Annotated in this window: 13 protein-coding genes; 8 read left to right on the top strand and 5 right to left on the bottom strand. The window is 64.7% G+C overall.

The features are described from left to right. Nucleotides 1–33 precede the first annotated feature (33 nt). A complete protein-coding gene (locus tag C1H84_RS10210) occupies nucleotides 34–1194 on the bottom strand; it encodes a hypothetical protein (RefSeq protein WP_113607336.1) in 1161 nt (386 codons plus the stop codon). Nucleotides 1195–1593: 399 nt separating this feature from the next. Here C1H84_RS10210 and C1H84_RS10205 point away from each other — a divergent pair, with 399 nt between their 5' ends. Further along, nucleotides 1594–3315, top strand: coding sequence for a 3-ketosteroid-delta-1-dehydrogenase (locus tag C1H84_RS10205; RefSeq protein WP_047120485.1), 1722 nt, complete (start codon nucleotides 1594–1596; stop codon nucleotides 3313–3315). Nucleotides 3316–3467: 152 nt separating this feature from the next. Here the strand turns inward: C1H84_RS10205 and C1H84_RS10200 are convergent, their stop codons facing one another. Continuing rightward, entirely contained in the window at nucleotides 3468–5321 is a 1854-nt protein-coding gene (locus tag C1H84_RS10200) for an ABC transporter ATP-binding protein (RefSeq protein WP_113607335.1), read from the bottom strand. 455 nt (nucleotides 5322–5776) lie between these two features. On the opposite strand from C1H84_RS10200, the gene C1H84_RS10195 reads away from it, so the two are divergent. Together C1H84_RS10195 and C1H84_RS10190 are read left to right on the top strand one after the other, a co-directional pair. Next, complete coding sequence (locus C1H84_RS10195) at nucleotides 5777–7948, top strand: copper-translocating P-type ATPase (protein ID WP_113607334.1); 2172 nt, start codon at nucleotides 5777–5779, stop codon at nucleotides 7946–7948. A gap of 35 nt (nucleotides 7949–7983) precedes the next feature. Further along, the gene (locus C1H84_RS10190) at nucleotides 7984–8607 is read left to right on the top strand and encodes a TetR/AcrR family transcriptional regulator (protein WP_181728103.1); all 624 of its coding nucleotides are present in this window, start codon (nucleotides 7984–7986) and stop codon (nucleotides 8605–8607) included. A 107-nt stretch (nucleotides 8608–8714) separates the two neighbouring features. On the opposite strand, the gene C1H84_RS10185 is transcribed toward C1H84_RS10190, so the two are convergent. Further along, nucleotides 8715–9680: an ROK family protein gene (locus C1H84_RS10185; RefSeq protein WP_113607332.1), complete on the bottom strand. Its 966-nt coding sequence runs from the start codon at nucleotides 9678–9680 to the stop codon at nucleotides 8715–8717. Between the two features lie 60 nt (nucleotides 9681–9740). Next, entirely contained in the window at nucleotides 9741–10991 is a 1251-nt protein-coding gene (locus C1H84_RS10180) for a low temperature requirement protein A (RefSeq protein WP_220124901.1), read from the bottom strand. Between the two features lie 549 nt (nucleotides 10992–11540). Between C1H84_RS10180 and C1H84_RS10175 the strand changes: the two genes are divergently transcribed. Further along, the gene (locus C1H84_RS10175; protein WP_244910877.1) at nucleotides 11541–13010 is read left to right on the top strand and encodes an amino acid permease; all 1470 of its coding nucleotides are present in this window, start codon (nucleotides 11541–11543) and stop codon (nucleotides 13008–13010) included. 254 nt (nucleotides 13011–13264) lie between these two features. Here the strand turns inward: C1H84_RS10175 and C1H84_RS10170 are convergent, their stop codons facing one another. After that, nucleotides 13265–14527 (bottom strand): MFS transporter, encoded by a 1263-nt coding sequence (locus C1H84_RS10170; protein WP_047120490.1) that lies wholly within the window; start codon nucleotides 14525–14527, stop codon nucleotides 13265–13267. A gap of 353 nt (nucleotides 14528–14880) precedes the next feature. Between C1H84_RS10170 and C1H84_RS10165 the strand changes: the two genes are divergently transcribed. The 4 genes from C1H84_RS10165 to C1H84_RS10150 all read left to right on the top strand — a co-directional run bounded on the left by C1H84_RS10165 (nucleotide 14881) and on the right by C1H84_RS10150 (nucleotide 18759). After that, nucleotides 14881–15495: a helix-turn-helix domain-containing protein gene (locus C1H84_RS10165; RefSeq protein ID WP_047120491.1), complete on the top strand. Its 615-nt coding sequence runs from the start codon at nucleotides 14881–14883 to the stop codon at nucleotides 15493–15495. Nucleotides 15496–15537: 42 nt separating this feature from the next. Beyond that, nucleotides 15538–16440 (top strand): EamA family transporter, encoded by a 903-nt coding sequence (locus C1H84_RS10160; protein ID WP_244910876.1) that lies wholly within the window; start codon nucleotides 15538–15540, stop codon nucleotides 16438–16440. 53 nt (nucleotides 16441–16493) lie between these two features. After that, nucleotides 16494–17180: an SDR family oxidoreductase gene (locus tag C1H84_RS10155; protein WP_113607331.1), complete on the top strand. Its 687-nt coding sequence runs from the start codon at nucleotides 16494–16496 to the stop codon at nucleotides 17178–17180. A 649-nt stretch (nucleotides 17181–17829) separates the two neighbouring features. Further along, complete coding sequence (locus tag C1H84_RS10150; RefSeq protein WP_220124900.1) at nucleotides 17830–18759, top strand: DNA-3-methyladenine glycosylase 2; 930 nt, start codon at nucleotides 17830–17832, stop codon at nucleotides 18757–18759. Nucleotides 18760–18832 lie beyond the last annotated feature (73 nt).

Here is an 18832-nt window from a genome sequence, read left to right as displayed (position 1 = left end):
TTTCTTGTTAATAGGCGTGGAGCTTGATGCGCGCTATTCGAGGATCTCGCTGGCAAAGCTCACTGAGCCCGAGCTGGTCTTGGTGCTCCACGCCAGGGCCTTGTCGTTGCCGAAAATATTCTCGAAGTTGTTTTCCGGGCTGAAGGCGAACAGCTCGCCCGTCGACGCATCGAGAGCTACCGCTTCGTTGCCAAGAGACCCCAGTTCCTCCATCTGCTCCGCAGACCAGGCAATGAAGGAGTAGGATCCCGAGGTTGACTGCCCGAAGGGGATCCGGCCATCCGGTATCTCGATGAGCCAAGCCTGCTTGGTCTCGAAATTCAGCACGGCCACGTTGAAGCTGTTCTCGCCCCTGTCAAGGTTGAAGCTCAGGGTGGAACCGCCATTCATGATCGGCCTCGGGCTATACGGATCGCCGCTGAATCCACCCAGTTCGAACTCTTCCGTGGCGTGGAGCAATTCAGTGCCGTCGAGCAGCTGCACGCCGCCGATCTGGTTCATTGTGTCCTCGGATTGAGGATCTTCCTGCGTGAGCACGGCGACACCCCGGTCGGTGCGGTAGACGGCCCCCGCGTTCTCTGCTTCCACTTTTTTGCTTCCGCCGGCCAACGGGATCGATACCACCCGGCGGCTCTTCGCGTCCGCTTCGCTCCAGTACACCTTGCCGCCGTCCAGAACGAGGGACTCGCTGTTCGAGTCGCTGGCCTTCTGGAAGTCCTTGATCTCCTGGATCCCGTCCTTGTCGTCGTAGGCCATCAGGGTGGTTGCGCTTCCGCCGTCGACTCCGCGGACCGTAGCCACCACGGTATCGCCGTGGATGGACCAGGAGGTGTCGTCAGTGGCGGCGTCCCGCTTGGAATCGGCCCAGTACAGCGAGTACTTCCCTGTTTCGTCGACGGTGTACGGCAGGCCCTTGCTCAGTACGACGGGTCGGGCATCACTCAAGACGCCCAGCAGTTGCTCCCCCTCGGGAAGATCGTGCGCTGCGCGATCGGAGATGGCGTCGCCGGGCGGCTTCACCGCGTCCCCCACTGAAACAACGGAAGCCTCAACCGTCGTGCCATCCGCCCAGCTCAGACCCTCGATCTGGCGCCGCCGTTCAGCCGCCGGCTGGCTGGCATCCTCCGTCGTCGAGGTGCCCGAAGCGCTGGAAGAAACGCGCGGAGGATTCGAGGCTTCCGCAGACTGCTCCACGCCACTTACTCCGCTGGAGCAGGAGGCCAGGACGAGTCCAAGTCCGCATATTCCTGCGATAACGGTCGGAGGACGGATTGTTCGAGTCGATGGTGGCATGGATGGATTACCTCCATAAATATCGGATTAGGTCCGTTCCGCCCATGGTTCATTAATCTATCGATGTTTACAACCCCTGGCCGGGAATCGTGATCTTCGCGCTACCGCACGTTAACCAGTCCCCGGCCAACAAGCCAGGTCCCCGCCGGGGAAGCGCCGCCGCACCCCTATAGGACAGTTCCCCGGCCATCAGGCTGCAGATCCCTGTTATCGGGACTGCGCGACGGACAGGGCTGCGGCTTGGCTAGCATGATCTAACTCAGGACCCACTTCCCGGCGTCGTTCATAGGAGACCGCTTCATGGCATCGAAAACCGTTCTTGCACCCGTCAAAATCGATCAGCTCGAAGTCGACCTGCTGGTCATCGGTTCCGGCACCGGGCTGGCCACTGCGCTGGCCGCCAAGGAGCTCGGCCTCAACGTTGCCGTGGCCGAGAAAACCAAGTACGTGGGCGGCTCCACCGCCCGCTCGGGCGGCGCCTTCTGGATTCCCGCCAACACGGTGCTCAAGCGCGACGGCGCCGTTGATTCCCTGGACCGCGGCGAGAAGTACATCGAATCCGTCGTGGACGGCTCGGGCCCGGCGGAGCGCTGGAAGGCCTTCCTGGAATACGGCGACGAAACCGTCAAGATGCTCGAACGCATGACCCAGCTGAACTTCTTCTGGTCCAAGGGATACTCCGACTACCACCCCGAAAAGCCGGGCGGCAGCGCCGCCGGACGCTCGGTCGAATCGCGCCCCTTCGACCTGAACAAGCTCGGCGACCAGCTCGGCCGCTTCCAGCCGGCCACCATGGCAGCGCCCATGCCAATGCCGGTGACCGGCGCCGACTACAAGTGGATGAACCTCATTGCCAAGGCGCCGCACAAGGCATTCCCGCTGATCGCGAAGCGCCTGATCCAGGGCGCCGGCGGACTGCTTCTCGGCCGCAACTACAGCGCCGGAGGCCAGGCCATCGCCGGCGGCATGTATGCCGGGGCCCTTGATGCCGGCATTCCCGTCTGGACCGAAGCGAAGCTGGTCGACCTTGAATTCACCGATGGCGTTGTCACCGCGGCGGTCCTGGAACAGTCAGGCGAACGCGTGAGCGTGCGCACCAAGTACGGCGTGGTGCTGGCCGCCGGCGGCTACGACCACAACATGAAGATGCGCCAGGAGCACCAGAGCCCCTCGCTGGTCGAGGACCTGAGCCTGGGCGCCAAGGGCAACCACGGCGATGCCATCGAATTGGCGCAGAAGCACAACGCCCAGCTGGCAAGCATGCAGCAGTCCTGGTGGTTCCCGGCCGTGTCGCCGCTCAAGCCCGGCGGCTCAGCCAAGATCCTGCTGGCCGAGCGTTCGCTGCCCGGATCGTTCATGGTGGACCGGTCGGGACGCCGCTTCATCAACGAGTCCACCGACTACATGAGCTTCGGCCAGGAGATCCTGCGCCGCGAGGCGGACGGCGATCCGGTGGGCGAGATGTGGCTCATCTTCGACCAGACCTACCGCGACAGCTACATCTTCGCCGGGCAGTGCTACCCGCGCATGGCCCTGCCCGAGTCCTGGTACAAGGCGGGCATCGCCCACAAGTCGTCCTCGATCAGCAAGCTCGCGAACAAGATCGAGGTTCCCGCGCAGGCGCTGGAACAGACCCTGTCGGCATTCAACGAGGGCGCCGGAACCGGCATCGACGACCAGTTCGGCCGCGGCGAGTCGGCCTACGACCGCTACTACGGCGACCCGACCCAGAATCCGAACCCGAACCTGCGCGCGCTGGACGGCAAGACCTACTACGCGGTGAAGATCGTGCTATCGGACCTGGGCACCTGCGGCGGCGTAATGACCGACGCCCAAGGCCGCGTGCTGGACAATTCCGGCGACGTCATCGAGGGGCTCTACGCCCAGGGCAATACCGCCGCGAACATCTTCGGCAACGTGTACCCGGGTGCCGGCGCCACGATTGGGCAGGGGCTGGTCTTCGGCACCATCATCGCCACCCATGCAGCGCAGAAGGCCCGCGAACTGGTCCGCAGCGCCTAGCCTTCGTTACCTTCCGAGACCGCGGCCGCGCCGGCTGGACAGGCAGCAGTGAACACCGGATCCTTCGGATCCGCCCACTGCCGCCGCCCCAGCCTGGCGCGGCCGTCTGTGTCTAGGAGGAACCGTGCACCGGTCCACCACGGTGCCTGCGGCTACTGGGCGAACTGCGTCTCGTAGAGTTCGGTGTACTTCCCGCCCAGGCCCAGCAGCTCGCTGTGCGTTCCGCGCTCGATGATGCGCCCGCCCTCGACCACCAGGATCTGGTCCGCAGAGCGGATGGTCGACAGCCGGTGCGCGATGATCAGCGCGGTGCGGTTCTCCAGCGCCTCGGTCAGGGCCGCCTGGACTGCTGCCTCGTTGGCGGAGTCCAGCGCGGCGGTGGCCTCGTCCAGGATCACGACCTGCGGGGCGGCAAGCAGCAGCCGGGCGATGGTCATGCGCTGGCGTTCGCCGCCGGACAGCCGGTAGCCGCGCTCGCCCACCACGGTGTCCAGCCCGTCGGGCAGGGCGGCGATGACCGGCTTCAGCCGCGCGCGTTCAAGCGCTTCCCAGATCTGCGTATCGTCGGCCCCGGGTCGGGCGAGCAGCAGGTTGGAGCGGATCGACTCGTGGAACAAGTGCCCGTCTTGGGTGACCATGGAGACGGTTTCGCGCAGCGAGTCGAGCTTCAGCTCGCGGATATCGGTTCCCGCCAGCTCGACGGCTCCGGAATCCACGTCGTAGAGCCGGGCCAGCAGCGAGGCGATGGTCGACTTTCCGGCACCCGAGGAGCCGACCAGGGCGACGGTCTGCCCTGCCTTCACCTCGAAATCGATGTCATGCAGGACTTCCTGCCCGCCGCGGGTATCCAGCACCGCGACCTCTTCCAGGGACGCGAGCGAGACCTTGTCAGCGCTCGGGTAGGAGAAGTTCACGTGGGAGAACTTCACGGGCACCGGCCCGGGTTCCAGGCGGCGGGCGTCGGGCGCATCGGTGATCAGCGGCTGGAGGTCCAGCACCTCGAACACGCGGTCGAAGCTGACCAGCGCACTGGTGATTTCCACGCGGGCATTGGCCAGCGCGGTCAGCGGAGCATACAACCGGGTCAGCAGCATACCCAGGACCACCACGTCGCCAGCGGCCAGGTCGCCACGCACCGCATACATGCCTCCAAGGCCATATACCAAGGCCAGCGCCAGTGCGGCGACCAGGGTCAGGGTCGCGACGAAGTAGTACTGGCGCATGGTGACCTTGATGCCGATGTCCCGCACGCGGCCCGCGCGGAGCGCGAACTGGTGGGATTCGTCCTTGGGCCGGCCGAAGAGCTTGATCAGCGTCGCTCCGGGCGCCGAGAAGCGCTCGGTCATCTGCGTCCCCATTGAGGCGTTCAGATCCGCGGATTCCTTGCGCAGCAGCGCCACCGACTTGCCGAAGTGCCGCGCCGGCAGCAGGAAGACCGGAAGCAGCACGAGCGCAATGGCGGTGACCTGCCAGGAAGTCGTGAACATGACCGCCGCGGTGAGGATCAGGGCCACGGTGTTGGACACCAGCCCGGACAGGGTCCCGGCGAAGGCCGCCTGCGCGCCGATGACGTCGTTGTTCAGGCGGCTGACCAGCGCCCCGGTGCGGGTTCTGGCGAAGAATGCCACCGGCATCTTCTGCACGTGGTCGAACACCGCGGTGCGCAGGTCGTAGATGATTCCCTCGCCGAGCTTGGAGGAGAACCAGCGGACCACGACGGAAACGATCGCGTCCAGCACCGCCACCAGCGCGATGACCAGCGCCAGGTTGACGATGATCCGGATGCCGCTGCGGGCGACGATTTCATCCACGATCCGGCCGGCGAGCACCGGGGTGATGACGGCAAGCACCGCCGAGCAGATGGAGAAGAGCACGAAGATGAGCAGCCGGGTCTTGTAGCCTGCGGCGAATTGCAGAACGCGTTTGGGTGTTGTCGGCGCGTAGGCCTTGCCTTTGTCCCCCGACAGCTTCCAGAGGGAATGCCAGGCGGCATTTTCCATGCTCATTGTGTCTTCTCGCGTTCCTACTCGGGCGAATGCTGCAACCTACCTGCCCATGGTGCCAGCTGGCAGGCAGCTGATTCCAGCTAGGGTCAGCTTAGGCGGCGGCCCTCGCCTCCAGAACCGTTACCGGCCGAGTTTCCGGACGTCCCGCAAGCCCGGAGCCTCCGCCGCGCAGCATGGTACCTCGAAGGCAATCCGTCCGACCTGCTGGATTCCGCCGCATGGCGAGGCCAACTGCCAGCACCCCCGGAGCAGCACCCTGGACTGCAGTCCCCCGCGCGCCGCAGCCTCCCCTACGCCGCCCGGATTGCCGATCTCAAATCTTGACCTCTCCGGAAAGATCGGCATACACCCTAGACTTATACCCCCGGGGGGTATATTCTCGATGCTGAACGGCGGATCCGAGCACCTCTCGGAATTTGCCGACCCATCCGAAATTACAAGCAAGGGAGGACATCATGAGTACCCAACGGCATTCAGGGCATCCCGTGGAGCACGACCAGCACCCCGGACATGAGCATCCAGCGCCCCGGAAGCACGGCGCATCCCATGGGCACGGAACACCCGCAGGCCACGGGGAGCACCAAGGCCATCAGATGCACGAAGATCACTCCGCGCATTCCGGCCACGCGGGACACGGCGGGCACGGCGGCCATGCCGCCGCCTTCCGGAACAAGTTCTGGCTGAGCCTGGTCCTCGCGCTGCCCGTGGTGTTCTTCAGCCCCATGGTTTCGCACATGCTCGGCTACCACCTGCCTGAAGTCCCGGGCGCCGCCTGGATTCCACCGGTCCTCGGCACCGTCATCTACTTCTACGGCGGCTGGCCGTTCTTGGCCGGCGGCGTTTCCGAGATCTCCTCGCGCCGGCCAGGCATGATGCTGCTGATTTCCATGGCCATCACCGTGGCGTTTGCGGCCTCCTGGGTGACCAGCCTGGGCATCGGCGGGTTCATGCTGGACTTCTGGTGGGAGCTGGCGCTGCTGGTGGTCATCATGCTGCTGGGCCACTGGATGGAAATGCGGGCGCTCGGCCAGGCCTCCGGGGCGCTGGATGCGCTGGCAGCGCTGCTGCCCGACGAGGCCGAACGCGTCACCGAGTCCGGCACGGAAACCGTCTCGCTGGGCGAGCTGGCCGCCGGCGACCTGGTGCTGGTCCGCTCCGGCGCCCGCGTTCCGGCCGACGGCACCATCGAGCAGGGTGGCGCCGAATTCGATGAATCGATGATCACCGGCGAATCCAAGACCGCCGCGCGTTCGGCCGGGGACAAGGTCGTGGCCGGCACCGTGGCTACCGACAACGCGGTGCGCATCCGGGTCGAGGCGGTGGGCGAGGAAACCGCGCTGGCCGGAATCCAGCGGCTGGTCTCCGAGGCGCAGTCCTCCTCCTCCAAGGCGCAGGCGCTGGCCGACCGTGCCGCCGCCTGGCTGTTCTGGTTCGCGCTGGGCGCGGGCGTGATCACCTTCATCACCTGGATGCTGCTCGGCGCCCCGGATGATGCCGTCATCCGCACGGTCACCGTCCTGGTCATCGCCTGCCCGCACGCCCTGGGCCTTGCCATTCCGCTGGTCATCGCGATTTCCACCGAGCGCGCGGCCCGGGCCGGCGTGCTGATCAAGAACCGCATGGCGCTTGAACGCATGCGCACCGTCGACGTGGTGCTATTCGACAAGACCGGCACCCTCACCGAGGGCGCCCACGCGGTGACCGGCATCGCGGCCGTCGCGGGCATGCCCCGCACCCGGCTGCTGGCGCTGGCCGCAGCAGCTGAATCCGACAGCGAGCACCCAGTGGCCCGCGCCATCGTCCGCGCAGCGAACGAGGATCCCGAGGCGAAGTCCTTGGGCCTGGCCGGACGCGATTTCAGCTCGGCCACGGGCCGCGGCGTGCGCGCCGAGGTCGACGGCTCGCTGATCGAGGTGGGCGGCCCGAACCTGCTGCACGAGAAACAGCTGCAGCCTCCGGCCGAGCTGGCCGGGCAGACCGGGCAGTTCATGCAGCGCGGAGCGGGCATCCTGCACGTGCTGCGCGACGGGGAAATCATCGGTGCGCTGGCGCTGGAGGACCAGGTGCGCCCCGAATCCCGGGCCGCTATCCGGGAACTGCACGCCCGCGGCGTGAAGGTGGCGATGATTACCGGCGATGCCCACCAGGTGGCCGAGGCGGTCGCCACGGACCTGGGCATCGACGAGGTCTTCGCCGACGTGCTGCCGCAGGACAAGGACTCCAAGGTCCGCGCCCTGCAGGAGCGCGGGCACAAGGTGGCCATGGTGGGCGATGGCGTCAACGACGCCCCGGCGCTGGCTCGAGCGGAGGTCGGCATCGCCGTCGGCGCCGGCACCGACGTGGCCATGGAATCCGCCGGCGTGGTGCTGGCGGGCAGCGATCCGCGTGCGGTGCTCTCCATGATCGACCTGTCCCGCGCCAGCTACCGCAAGATGCTGCAGAACCTGGCCTGGGCCACCGGCTACAACGTGCTCTCCGTGCCGCTGGCCGCGGGCGTGCTGGCGCCGGCCGGCTTCGTGCTCTCCCCGGCGGTCGGCGCGGTGCTGATGTCGCTGTCGACCATCGTCGTCGCACTGAACGCGCAGCTGCTGCGCCGGGTGCAGCTCGACCCGCGGCAGCTGGCTTGAACCACGGCGCACTGACTCTGGATAGACTGGTGCGGGTGAGCGACGACCAAGAATCCAGCACTGGCGCACCGGCCCCCGCCAAACGCGGCCGCCCCCGGCAGGCGGGGAAAAACGAGCAGATCCTGGGCGCAGCGCAGCAGCTGCTGGCCGAATGCGGATTCGCGGCATTCACCATGGACGCCGTGGCCACCCGCGTCGGGGCCTCCAAGGCCACGATCTACCGCCGCTGGTCCTCCCGCACGCAGCTGCTGTCCGAGGCCATCAGCACCCTTGAGTGGTCCGCAAAGGCACCGGACACCGGGAGCCTGCGCGCCGACCTGATTGCGTTGGCCGACGTATGGTTCGCCGAGGACCCGCAGCGCGATGCGATCTTCGTGAACCTGCTCGCGGCGCTGCCGCAGGACGATACGCTGCACGAGCTCTACATCTCCAAGCTCGCCGGACCGCGGGCCGAATTGGTGAAGCAGGTCCTCGACCAGGCGGCGGCCCGCGGCGAGCTGGCCACGACGGCCGCCGTGGAGAGAACCCGCGGCATCATCCCGGGACTGGTCTTCCACCGTTTGGCGGTCGAACGGCTGCCGGTGGACCGCGCCTACATCACCTCGCTCATCGACCACGTCGTCCTCCCCGTGCTGCAGCGCTGCGCCATCAACGCCTGAGATTCCAGCAAGCGCCGCGAAACCCCGTTGCCAACAAGTCGCTGACAACCGCACAAGCCGCGCGCCGAGACCCATGTTCCAGTTCGCTACGGAGTCTCGGCACGTTTTCATGCCGCTGAAGCAGCAACCCGAGCCAGGTCCGCAGCCCCGATAAGTCCCGCCGAAGGCCCCAGTTGTGCGCGGCAGACCTGCGCGAAGGGGCGGTATCCGCGCCCGGACAGCGTGCGCCGGTAGTGCGCTTCGGCGACGGCCAGCAGCTCGGTCTGCGCGGAGCCCAAACCGCCGCCGATGACCACCATGCCCGGATCCAGCACTGAGACCAGATTCGAGATGCCCAGGCCCAGCCACTGGCCCATCTCCTCGATCAGGTCGCGGCAGGCCGAGTCCCCGGCTGCTGCCAGCTCGGTGACCAGCGCGCCGGTCACCGCTGCAGGGTCGTCGTTGCAGGCCTCGCGCAAGTTGTGGGCGATGGGCGACTTGGAACGCACCAGCTCCGCGCCGTCGCGGCCCAACGCATTGCCGGAGGCGTATTGCTCCCAGCAGCCGCGGTTACCGCAGGCGCAGCGGTGCCCGCCGGGCACGATCACTTGATGGCCGAATTCGCCGGCGATGCCCGAGTTCCCGCGGTACATTTCGCCACCGAGGATAATCGACCCGCCGATCCCGGTGCCAAGGGTCAGGCAGACCACGTCGTTGACTCCGCGGGCGGCGCCGAAGCGGTATTCGGCCCATCCCGCCGCGTCCGCGTCGTTGACCAGGGTGACCGGCCGGCCCAGCTGGCTTTCCAGCCGATCGCGCACCGGCTCGTCGCGCCAGGACAGGTGCGGGCTGAACAGCACCCGGCTTGAGTCGCGGTTCATCCAGCCGGCGGCGCCCACGCCCACGGGGCAGTGCAGGCCGCCGTCGTCCAGCTCCCGGACGAGCTCCACGATGGCCCGCTCGGTGGCGGCCACGTCACGGGCGGGCGCGGGGCGGTGGATCTGCCTGGTGACGGCGCCGTGGGCGTCCACCAGTGCAGCCAGGATCTTGGTTCCGCCAATGTCGACGCCGATGGAAGGTTCGGAGGGTTGCATAGTCACACAGCATAAACCCGGCCGCGGCCATCCCGGAAAGCGGAGGACGTTCTTGATGCGCTACCCGGCCGCTGGGGCCGTGCCGGGCTCCTCCTGTTCGCGGACCCCGGAGGCCTCGATCAGCACCACCAGCAGCACCATGACGGCCGCGGCGCCCAGCACCGAGATCACCGCAATCTGCACGTCGGATTCGGCGGTGGGCGTCAGCTGCGCCAGCAGCGGAGCGCAGCCGATCAGCAACGCGCCCACGGGGAACAGCCACTTGTACGCGCCGCGCAGGCACAGTCGCAGGATCAGCACCCAGACGCCCAGGAGGAAAACCGACACCGGAATGCTCAGCGTGGCCACCGCCGCGGCGGAGCTCAGCCCCGAGCTGCCGGCCTCGTGGTCGAGCAGCACCTTGACTCCGGCGGAAAACGCGCCGGCGGCGGCGAAGACAAAATAGTGGCCGTAGCCGAAGATCATCGGCGCCCGGCGCCTGCGCAGCCAGGCACTGGCGTTCGAAGAGAAGTACACCCACCACAGGCCGGCGGCCAGGATGAATCCGCCCACGCCAAGCAGCGAAAACTGGAGCAGCTGGTTGGCGTTCTCGACGGCGTTGGCCGCCGCGATGGTGGAGGCCAGCACCGATTCGCCCAGCACGATCAGCGTGAAGCATCCGTAACGGTCGGCGATGTGCTCCGGATGCCATGGCGTCTGGCCGCTCCGTTCGGCGATCAACGGCACCAGCAGCTCCAAGGCGACCAACAGGAGGAACACCGGTACGGCCCATCCGGCGGGAGCCAGCGGATAGCAGACCCAGAACACCTGCACCACTGCGATGCCCACCGCGTAGCTCAAGGCGGTGTTCCGCAGCCCGGCATGGCTGCGCGAGGCCCGGATCCACTGCACGACCAGCGCCAGGCGCATCACCACGTATCCGGCGATGATGAGGTGGAAATTCCCGTCGGCCATCGCCGGGGTGGTTCCCACCGCCAGGATCACCACGCCAGCCATCTGGGTTAGCGCCAGCACCCGGTAGAGCCAGTCATCCGCGTCGAAGGCGCTGGCGAACCAGGTGAAATTCATCCAGGCCCACCACACCGCGAAAAATACCATCAGGTAGGCCCGCAGCCCGCCGGCGATATCGGCGTGGGTTTCGGCGGCCACCAGCTGGGCGGAGGCCAGCGAGACGGATACCGCGAAAATCAGGTCGAAGAACAGTTCCAGCGGACTGGAAGACCTGAAGATCTCCGAGGGATCCCTCGGGCGCATGCGCTTCACCCGCAGTTTGCCCGGGGCGTAGGGATGGTTGTCCTGCACGGCGACCACGCTTCGTTCCTGAGTCTAAAAAGTATCTGTTGCTCAAGAATACGAAGCTCGGCGGCAAATATTCCACGTCCGGTGTGGAAAACCTGTGTTTGGTCCGGCCGCCTTGGCCGCGTGGGATGTACAATTTTTCCGCCCCGGCGAGCGCAACGACGCTGCTCTGCCAAGGTGGTCTGGCGTGGAGCATTGCTGGCGGCTTTGCGGACAAGGACTAAACCCTGCCTCATCAAAATGCAGGCCATGCTTGTGTGGGCGAATGTCCATCTGCAGCAGCCCTGTCTCGCAGGGCTTTCCGGTGCTCGGGAAACAGTGATCCCTGCACCTGTCGCGAGATCGGCGCCTTCCCTGGCTTCCGAGGCCGGCCGCCTGCGCTCCTGATCGACCGCACTGGAAAAACCGGCGTCCGGCATGAGTCGAGTCACATGGCCGCTTGTCCGGTCCGCCTTTCACCACACCGTGCCGACGTCCTGGATCGAATCACCCGCCAAATCACGACTAGGGTTGTTCGATGTGCATGAAAACGGAAAGCACCGTATACCAAAGGAGAGCTCCGTGGCCCCGGAATCACCCAAACCACCGCAGCAGGACCATTCTGCGGTGCCCGAGGCATCGGAAGAAATGCGGCGCGGACTGAAAAACCGCCATCTTCAGCTGATCGCCATTGGCGGTGCTATCGGCACCGGCCTATTCATGGGTTCAGGCCAGATCGTATCGGTGTCCGGGCCTTCGAGCATCTTCGTCTACGCGATCATCGGCTTTTTCGTTTTCCTGGTCATGCGCATGCTCGGCGAGCTGCTGTTGTCCAATCTCCACTACAAAACCTTTGGCGATATTGCCAAGGATTTCCTCGGGCCTTGGGCCGGCTTCTTCGTGTCATGGAACTACTGGTTTTCGTGGGTGGTTGCCTGCGTCGCCGACATTACCGCCATCGTTGCCTACACCCAGTTTTTCTGGGAAGAAGTGCCCCTTTGGCTACCGGCCCTCGCCGCGACCCTTTTCCTGCTGGTGTTGAACCTGCAGCCCGTCCGCTGGTTTGGCGAAATGGAATTCTGGTTTGCGATCATCAAGATCGTCGCGATCCTGGCCTTGATTGCAGTTGGCGCGGTATTGATCTTCACCGGGTTCACCCATGATGGATTCCAGGCTTCAATCACCCACCTCTGGGACCAAGGGGGCTTCTTCCCCATGGGGATCAGCGGCTTCGTGCTCGGTTTCCAGATGGGCGTATTCTCGTTCATCGGTGTTGAACTGGTGGGCACCGCCGCCGCTGAGGCTGAAAACCCGCGGAAGAATCTGCCCAAGGCCATCAATTCGATCGTGGTCCGCATTCTTGTCTTCTACGTCCTCTCGCTCTCCGTGATCATGAGCATTTCGCCGTGGACAGCGCTGGAAGCGGGCAAGAGCCCATTCGTGCAGACTTTCCTGCTTGCCGGATTTGTCCCGGCCGCGCTGGTGATCAACCTCGTGGTGCTCAGCTCCGCGGCATCCAGCGCGAACTCCGGCGTCTACTCCGGAACGCGTATGCTGTTCGGCTTGGCCAAAGACGGCCACGCTCCACGCAAGATCGCGTTCACCGATTCACGCGGCGTTCCACGTCGGGCCGTATTCGCTACCGCGGTGCTTCTGTTCACCGCAGTCCCGCTGCTTTACGCTGGAGACGACGTGGCAACGGCCTTCGGGTTCGTCTCGACGATGTGCGCCACGATGGTTTTGTTCACTTGGGGTTCGATAGTCGTCAGCTACATCGTTTTTCTGAAGAAGCATCCGCAACGCCACCAGGAATCAAAGTTCCGAGTACCCGTCGCCCGCTTGGCGCCTTGGGTTGTTCTCGTATTTTTTGTATTCCTAATTTGCACGTTCCTCTACAGTGACGGCACCCGCTGGGCCACATTGGCGACCCCGGTGTGGTTCATTATCCTGGCGGTCTTCTGGCACCTGCGCAAGCGCGCGCTGCTCCGCGAGGGGAAGCCGTTGGCGGGCACCGTTTCAGAGCTTCCCCACCCGTTGGATGAGGCCAAGTAGCAAGCGGGAGAGTACGTAGGCAGGCCCTCATTCCATGGTGCGGCCCGCGTCGAGTCCGGGGCAGAGCCGCCCACCCAACGTGGGAACTGCGCTCAGGTGCTCGACGGCACTGGGTGCTGGGATGGCAGAATCGCACAAAGGTCTGCAGCTTCTGCCGGCCCCTGCGTGGACTGCCCACCGAGGTCCTCGGACTGCGCCTCCACGCCAGTGTTCCGATACGCCGTGAATCCATGACAGTCAGCCAGCAGAACGCACTAGGCTTCGCCGAGCAGCACGTCCTCGGCGATCTCTTGCGGCGTCTCGTGGGCAGCGCCGATGTGGCTGAGCTTGTGCCCCGCGAGAGCCAGCACCAGGATCGACACCACTACCGCCCCGGCACCCAGCCAGTACGGGGCGGCAGCGCCCAGTGCGGCGGCCAGCGGACCCGCGACAGCAGGGGCCACCGCACCACCCAGGAAGCGCACGCCGGAATAGGTGCTGCTGGCGACATTGCGCGGCAAGTCGGTGGCTTCCATGACCGCTTCGGTCAGCGCGGTGTTCATGACGCCAAGCACCAGGCCGGCGACGACGACCAGAATGATCAGGACCTTCAGTTGCTCGTGGAAGACCGCCATCGCACCCAGCAGCACGGCCAGCAGGCCCAGCATGGTGAACAGCACCGGACGCAGCCCGAACGTGCGGGTCGCAGGCGGCGCCACCAGCACCGAGGTAATCGCCAGCGCCAATCCCCAGCCGAAGAAGACAAGCCCGAGTTCGGTGGCGCCGAAGTCCAGCCCCGCCGCATGCGCCGCGGCCTCCAGCGGGAAGGGAGTGTAGGCAAGCAGGATGAAGAAACCGAAGTTGTAGAACACTGCCGTGACGGACAGGGCCAGCAGGGCCGGGTTGCGCAGCGCCTTGAAGCTGGCAGCGATGGAGATCTTGGCCGGCGCCGGCGCCCCGGCCGGGAGCTTCAGGAAGGCGAGGATCGCCACCAGGGCAATGGCCATGAGCACCGCGGTGCCGAAGAACGGTCCGCGCCACGACAGATTGCCCAAGACGCCGCCAACCAGCGGCCCAACTGCCATTCCGACACCTAGCGCGGCTTCATAGAGGACGATGGCCTGCCGGCTTCCGCCGCTGGCGGCGCCCACGATGGCCGCCAAGGCGGTGGAGATGAACAGGGCATTTCCCAATCCCCAGCCGGCGCGGAAGCCCAGGATCTCGTTGACGTTGGAGCTGGCACCGGCAAGCGCGGCGAAGGCGACGATGAGGACCAGGCCGATAACCAGGGTCTTCTTCACACCCAAATGCCCGGAAACCCAGCTGGTGAAGAACATCGCAATGCCGGTGATGAACAGGTAGCTGGTGAAGAGCAGCATGGTTTGGGACTGGCTTGCCTCCAGCGCTCGGCTGATGGCCGGAAGGATGGGGTCGACCAGGCCAATGCCCATGAAGGAGACCATGCAGGCAAAGGCGATGGCCCAGACCGAGCCAGGCTGTTTCAACAGCGATGTCTGTACGTTTCCGGCTTGCGTCATTCGATCGTTCTCATTTCTTGCTGGTGCGATGTTTTGTGCGTAGTCTGCGCTCTTCGTAGATACTCGTGGCAAACGCCTGTCCTCCCGCGATGCGGCCACGCCGAACGGATGCCCCGGGGGGACGATCCGGCCGCGCGATCGCTGCAATCCGCTTGGCAGCTTCACGGTGTTCGGGGATCTGCAACTCGCAGGAGCACTCGGTCCCACGCGTTATTGCATAGTCCCACTATACATTTATTTACATAGGTTGGCTATGTAAATATTGGCAGACGCACGGAAATGCCGCACGTCCGCAGCGATCGAGCACGCTAGGCGTGTAGAACGGTGCACCACTAGTGCACTATTATGCATTTGTGGACGAAAATACCCAGATCCTTGCACATTCCATCGGCGCGCGGGTCAAGCAGGAGCGGTTGGGCCTCCAATGGACCTTGGATCAGCTGGCAGAGCATGCCGGAATCAGCCGACGCATGCTGGTCAACGTCGAGCAGGGAGCCGTGAATCCCAGCATCGGCACGCTGCTTCGGCTCAGCGACGCCCTCGGAGTCGGCCTCCCCGCGCTGGTCGAACCGCCGACCGCCAAGGCCGTCAAGATCACCCGCCGGGGCGAAGGCGCCGAGCTATGGAGCGGGAAGCACGGCGGCCGGGGCGTGCTACTGGGCGGCACCCGCTCCCCCAATGTCATCGAACTGTGGGACTGGACGCTCAAGCCGGGCGAACGCCACGGCAGCGACGCGCACGTCGCGGGCACCGAAGAACTCCTCCAGGTGCTGGAAGGCGAACTCACGGTCCAGGTCGGCGCAGAAATTTACGCGCTGTCCGAGTCCGACGCACTGTGTTTCCCGGGCGATGAGCCCCACTCCTACGAGAACAATTCAGATGCGCCGCTGCGTTTTACGCTGGCCGTCTTCGAACCGGGCGTCGGAACGTCCCATCGCCAGCTAGAATCCGATGCTCCAGCCGACTAGCCACACCCCGACTTCAGCCCAGAACCGCCCAAGGAGACCCCAATGACGGCCCCCCTCACCGGCACCAGCCTTCCTCCATGGACCATGGCCATCGCGGCCATGCTGTCCATCCAGGTGGCCAACGCCCTGTCGGTGGGAGTGCTGCGCGAAGTCGGCCCGGCGGGCACCGCATGGCTGCGCCTCTGCTTCGGAGTGGTGTTCCTCTGGATCATCTCCCGTCCGGCGATCCGGTCCATCCGCCGCAGGGATCTCCCCTCACTGCTTATCCTCGGCATGGTCACCGGCTTCATGACAGTGTTCTTCCTGGGCGCCGTGGAGCGTATTCCACTGGGCACCGCGGTAGCCATCGAGTTCCTCGGTCCACTGATTATCGCCGGCCTCATGAGCGGCAACCGCAGGGCGCTGACCTGGCCCGCGATGGCCTTGGCGGGCATCGTCCTGCTGACCGAACCCTGGTCCGGATCCTTCGACCCCATCGGCGTCGGGCTGGCGCTGGCAGCAGGCGCATGCTGGGCCTCGTACAACGTCCTCACCCAGCGTGTCGGCGACCGTTTCGCCGGCATCAGCGGCCTGTCGCTGACCATCCCCATCGCCGCACTGGCTACCATGCCCGTCGGGCTCCCCCAGGTGATCAACGGCAACCTCGCTTGGTGGGTCCTGCCTGCGGCAGCCGGCATCGCCTTGATCACCCCGGTCATCGCATTCGGGCTGGAGATGCTGGCCCTCAAGCGCATGAACCACACGGCCTTCGGCACGCTGCTGTCAGTCGAACCGGCCTTCGGCGTGCTCATCGGACTTCTGGTCCTCGGCCAAGCCCCGTCGGTCTTCCAGGCTGTCGGCGTTGTCATCGTCGTGACCGCCGGCGCCGCTGCCCAATGGGACGGAGCGCGCAAGACCAGCGGCAACCTCACCGAAGTCCCCGCTCCCGAGCAAAGCACGCAGTAGCGCTCGTTCCCTGATCCCTGATTCGAACCGAGCAGACAAGCAAGGATGACCACATGACACCCAGCGCACTGATTACCGGAGCCACCGGCGGCATTGGCCGCGCCATAGCCGAGGCCTTGGCGCCAACCCATCACCTATTTCTGGTGGGGCGAAACTTCGAGCCGCTGCAACGCGCCGCAGAAGGTTTTCGATCCGCCACGCCGCTGCTCGCCGACCTTGGGTCCCCCGGCCGCATGGGCGACCTTGCCGCGCAGATCCCCGCACTCGATGTTCTGGTGCACAGCGCCGGCATACTCCGCATGGGCACCGTGGAGGAGACTAGCCAGGAGGATTGGGCACAGAGCATGCAGATCAACGTGTTGGCTCCGGTGGAGCTCACCCGCGCCATGCTGCTTGCCTTGCGCCGGGCACGTGGCCACGTGTTCATGATCAATTCAGGTCTCGGGCACCGCACCATTGCGGGATCGGGCGCATACAGCGCCAGCAAATTCGCCATGAAGGCATTCGCCGACGCCCTCCGGATCGAAGAAGCTTCGAACGGCATCAAGGTCACTTCCATCCACCCGGGGCGCGTTTCCACGCCGATGCAGGAACAGCTGCACTCTTGGGAAGAGAAAACCTACGATGCGGAAAACTGGGTCCGCCCCGAACAGATTGCCGAGGCTCTAATGACCGCGCTTTCCCTGGGTGACCGCGCGAACTTGGATTCGATCGATATCAACCCTTCACCGCAACCATAGGACTGAGGCCGCCATGCGAAGTTGAACGAAAAATTTGTTCATCCTCTCATGGTTCCTGGCAGTCTCCCCGAATACATTTTCTTGATGCCCGGCAAGACCCGATCGGCAAATTGATCAAAAAATTTGTTCAGATGAGACCTCACCGGGGCACCCACAGCTTCCACGGGCGGCAGTATCGCGAGCGCTCGGGTACCGTCGCGCCGAACGATAGTCTGCGGAAAAATGATCAAAAAACTTGTTCAGTTTCAGTTTCCGCTTGCGGATCTCCACTGCGAATGAGACTTCCACGAGCTCCACGAGACGAGGCGTTCTACGATCAATAAATTTGTTCATTTCAGGTCGTTCGCGAGACCGGCAGGTGCCATGGACGGAATTTCGGTCACGTCTAATGCGAGCAGCTTCTTGCGTATGCTGAATTCAGAACGGCCGAGTGTGCTTCATTCTGAATTTTCATCTAATTTCTAGTGGCGCTTTCGCGTCAGAATCAGTCTTTCGATCAATTAGTTACACTCAAGGTGACTTCGAAACTTCGTCGGATGATTGGGGCGACAACATGAGTGCAGGAAGCAACCAGAAGCACCCAAGTTCACCGACTCCTTTCGGGACGCGATGTTTCGGCAAACAGTCCCCCATAGTTCTGAACATCGACTTGCCGATCCAGCACCCCTTTGACGCCCAAGGCATTTTCTCGTTTCTGGAAGCAAGGGCGATTGCCGGCGTAGAGACCACAGATCTCTCGCAGAAAGACAGGCTGATATATGCCCGAACACTCATGTTCCCAAGTGGGCCAGGGGCTATTAGGCTTATCGCTCGTAACTATGGATCCGCCAGCTGGGTCCTGAAAGCTCAGCTTGAACTCCACAATTTGCGCGATCAAGCTGCCGCAATTTTCCGGATACGGCGCCTCTTGAATCTGGACGCCGACTCAAGCGCCATCGATCTCAACCTGTCCAGAGACCCGGCACTGGAAGCGAGTATCCTTCGAACCCCGGGCATCCGGGTGCCCGGCGCAGTCGACCCTCATGAGCTGGTCATCCGGGCCATCATCGGCCAGCAGATTTCGGTCAAGGCCGCTCGAACCCATCTTTCCCGACTCGTAGCTCAGGCCGGAGCCGCCTACACTTCGAGCTTTACCGGTTTGGACAGGATCTTTCCCGCTCCGGCGGACATCATTGAAACCGTGCACGACCCCGGAGCAGATCTACCGCTGGATCCCGATCGCGTCCTGAAGCTCCCCCGCCGCTCGATCTCTACGCTTCGAAGTGCAGCCATTGCACTTCAGAGCGGTGAACTGGAGGTCGGCTTCGAGAGCAATCCCCAGCTGCTGCGAGAGAGCCTGCTCCGAACACCTGGAATCGGGCCTTGGACCGCCGCCTACCTCGCAATGCGCGTGCTTGGTGATCCCGACGCTTGGATGCGCAGCGATGTTGCATTGGTCTCCGGAGCAGTGCGGCTCGGCATTCTGGAGCCGCAGACCTCGAAAAGCGCCAGTCACCGTTTGCTCGAAGAGTACGCCCGGCGCTGGTCCCCTTGGCGCTCCTATGCCTCCATGCACCTATGGCAGGCAGCCTCCGGCTGATCCTCTTCGTATATCGACGACTTGCCGCGCAAGATGACCCCGTCCATCCAACGCCTCGGAAACCCGGACGCTC

This window comes from Glutamicibacter soli, from assembly GCF_003309065.1.
Taxonomy (GTDB): domain Bacteria; phylum Actinomycetota; class Actinomycetes; order Actinomycetales; family Micrococcaceae; genus Glutamicibacter; species Glutamicibacter soli.
The sequence above is the reverse complement of the archived record's forward strand: the minus strand, read 5'-3'. Positions and strand labels throughout refer to the sequence as shown.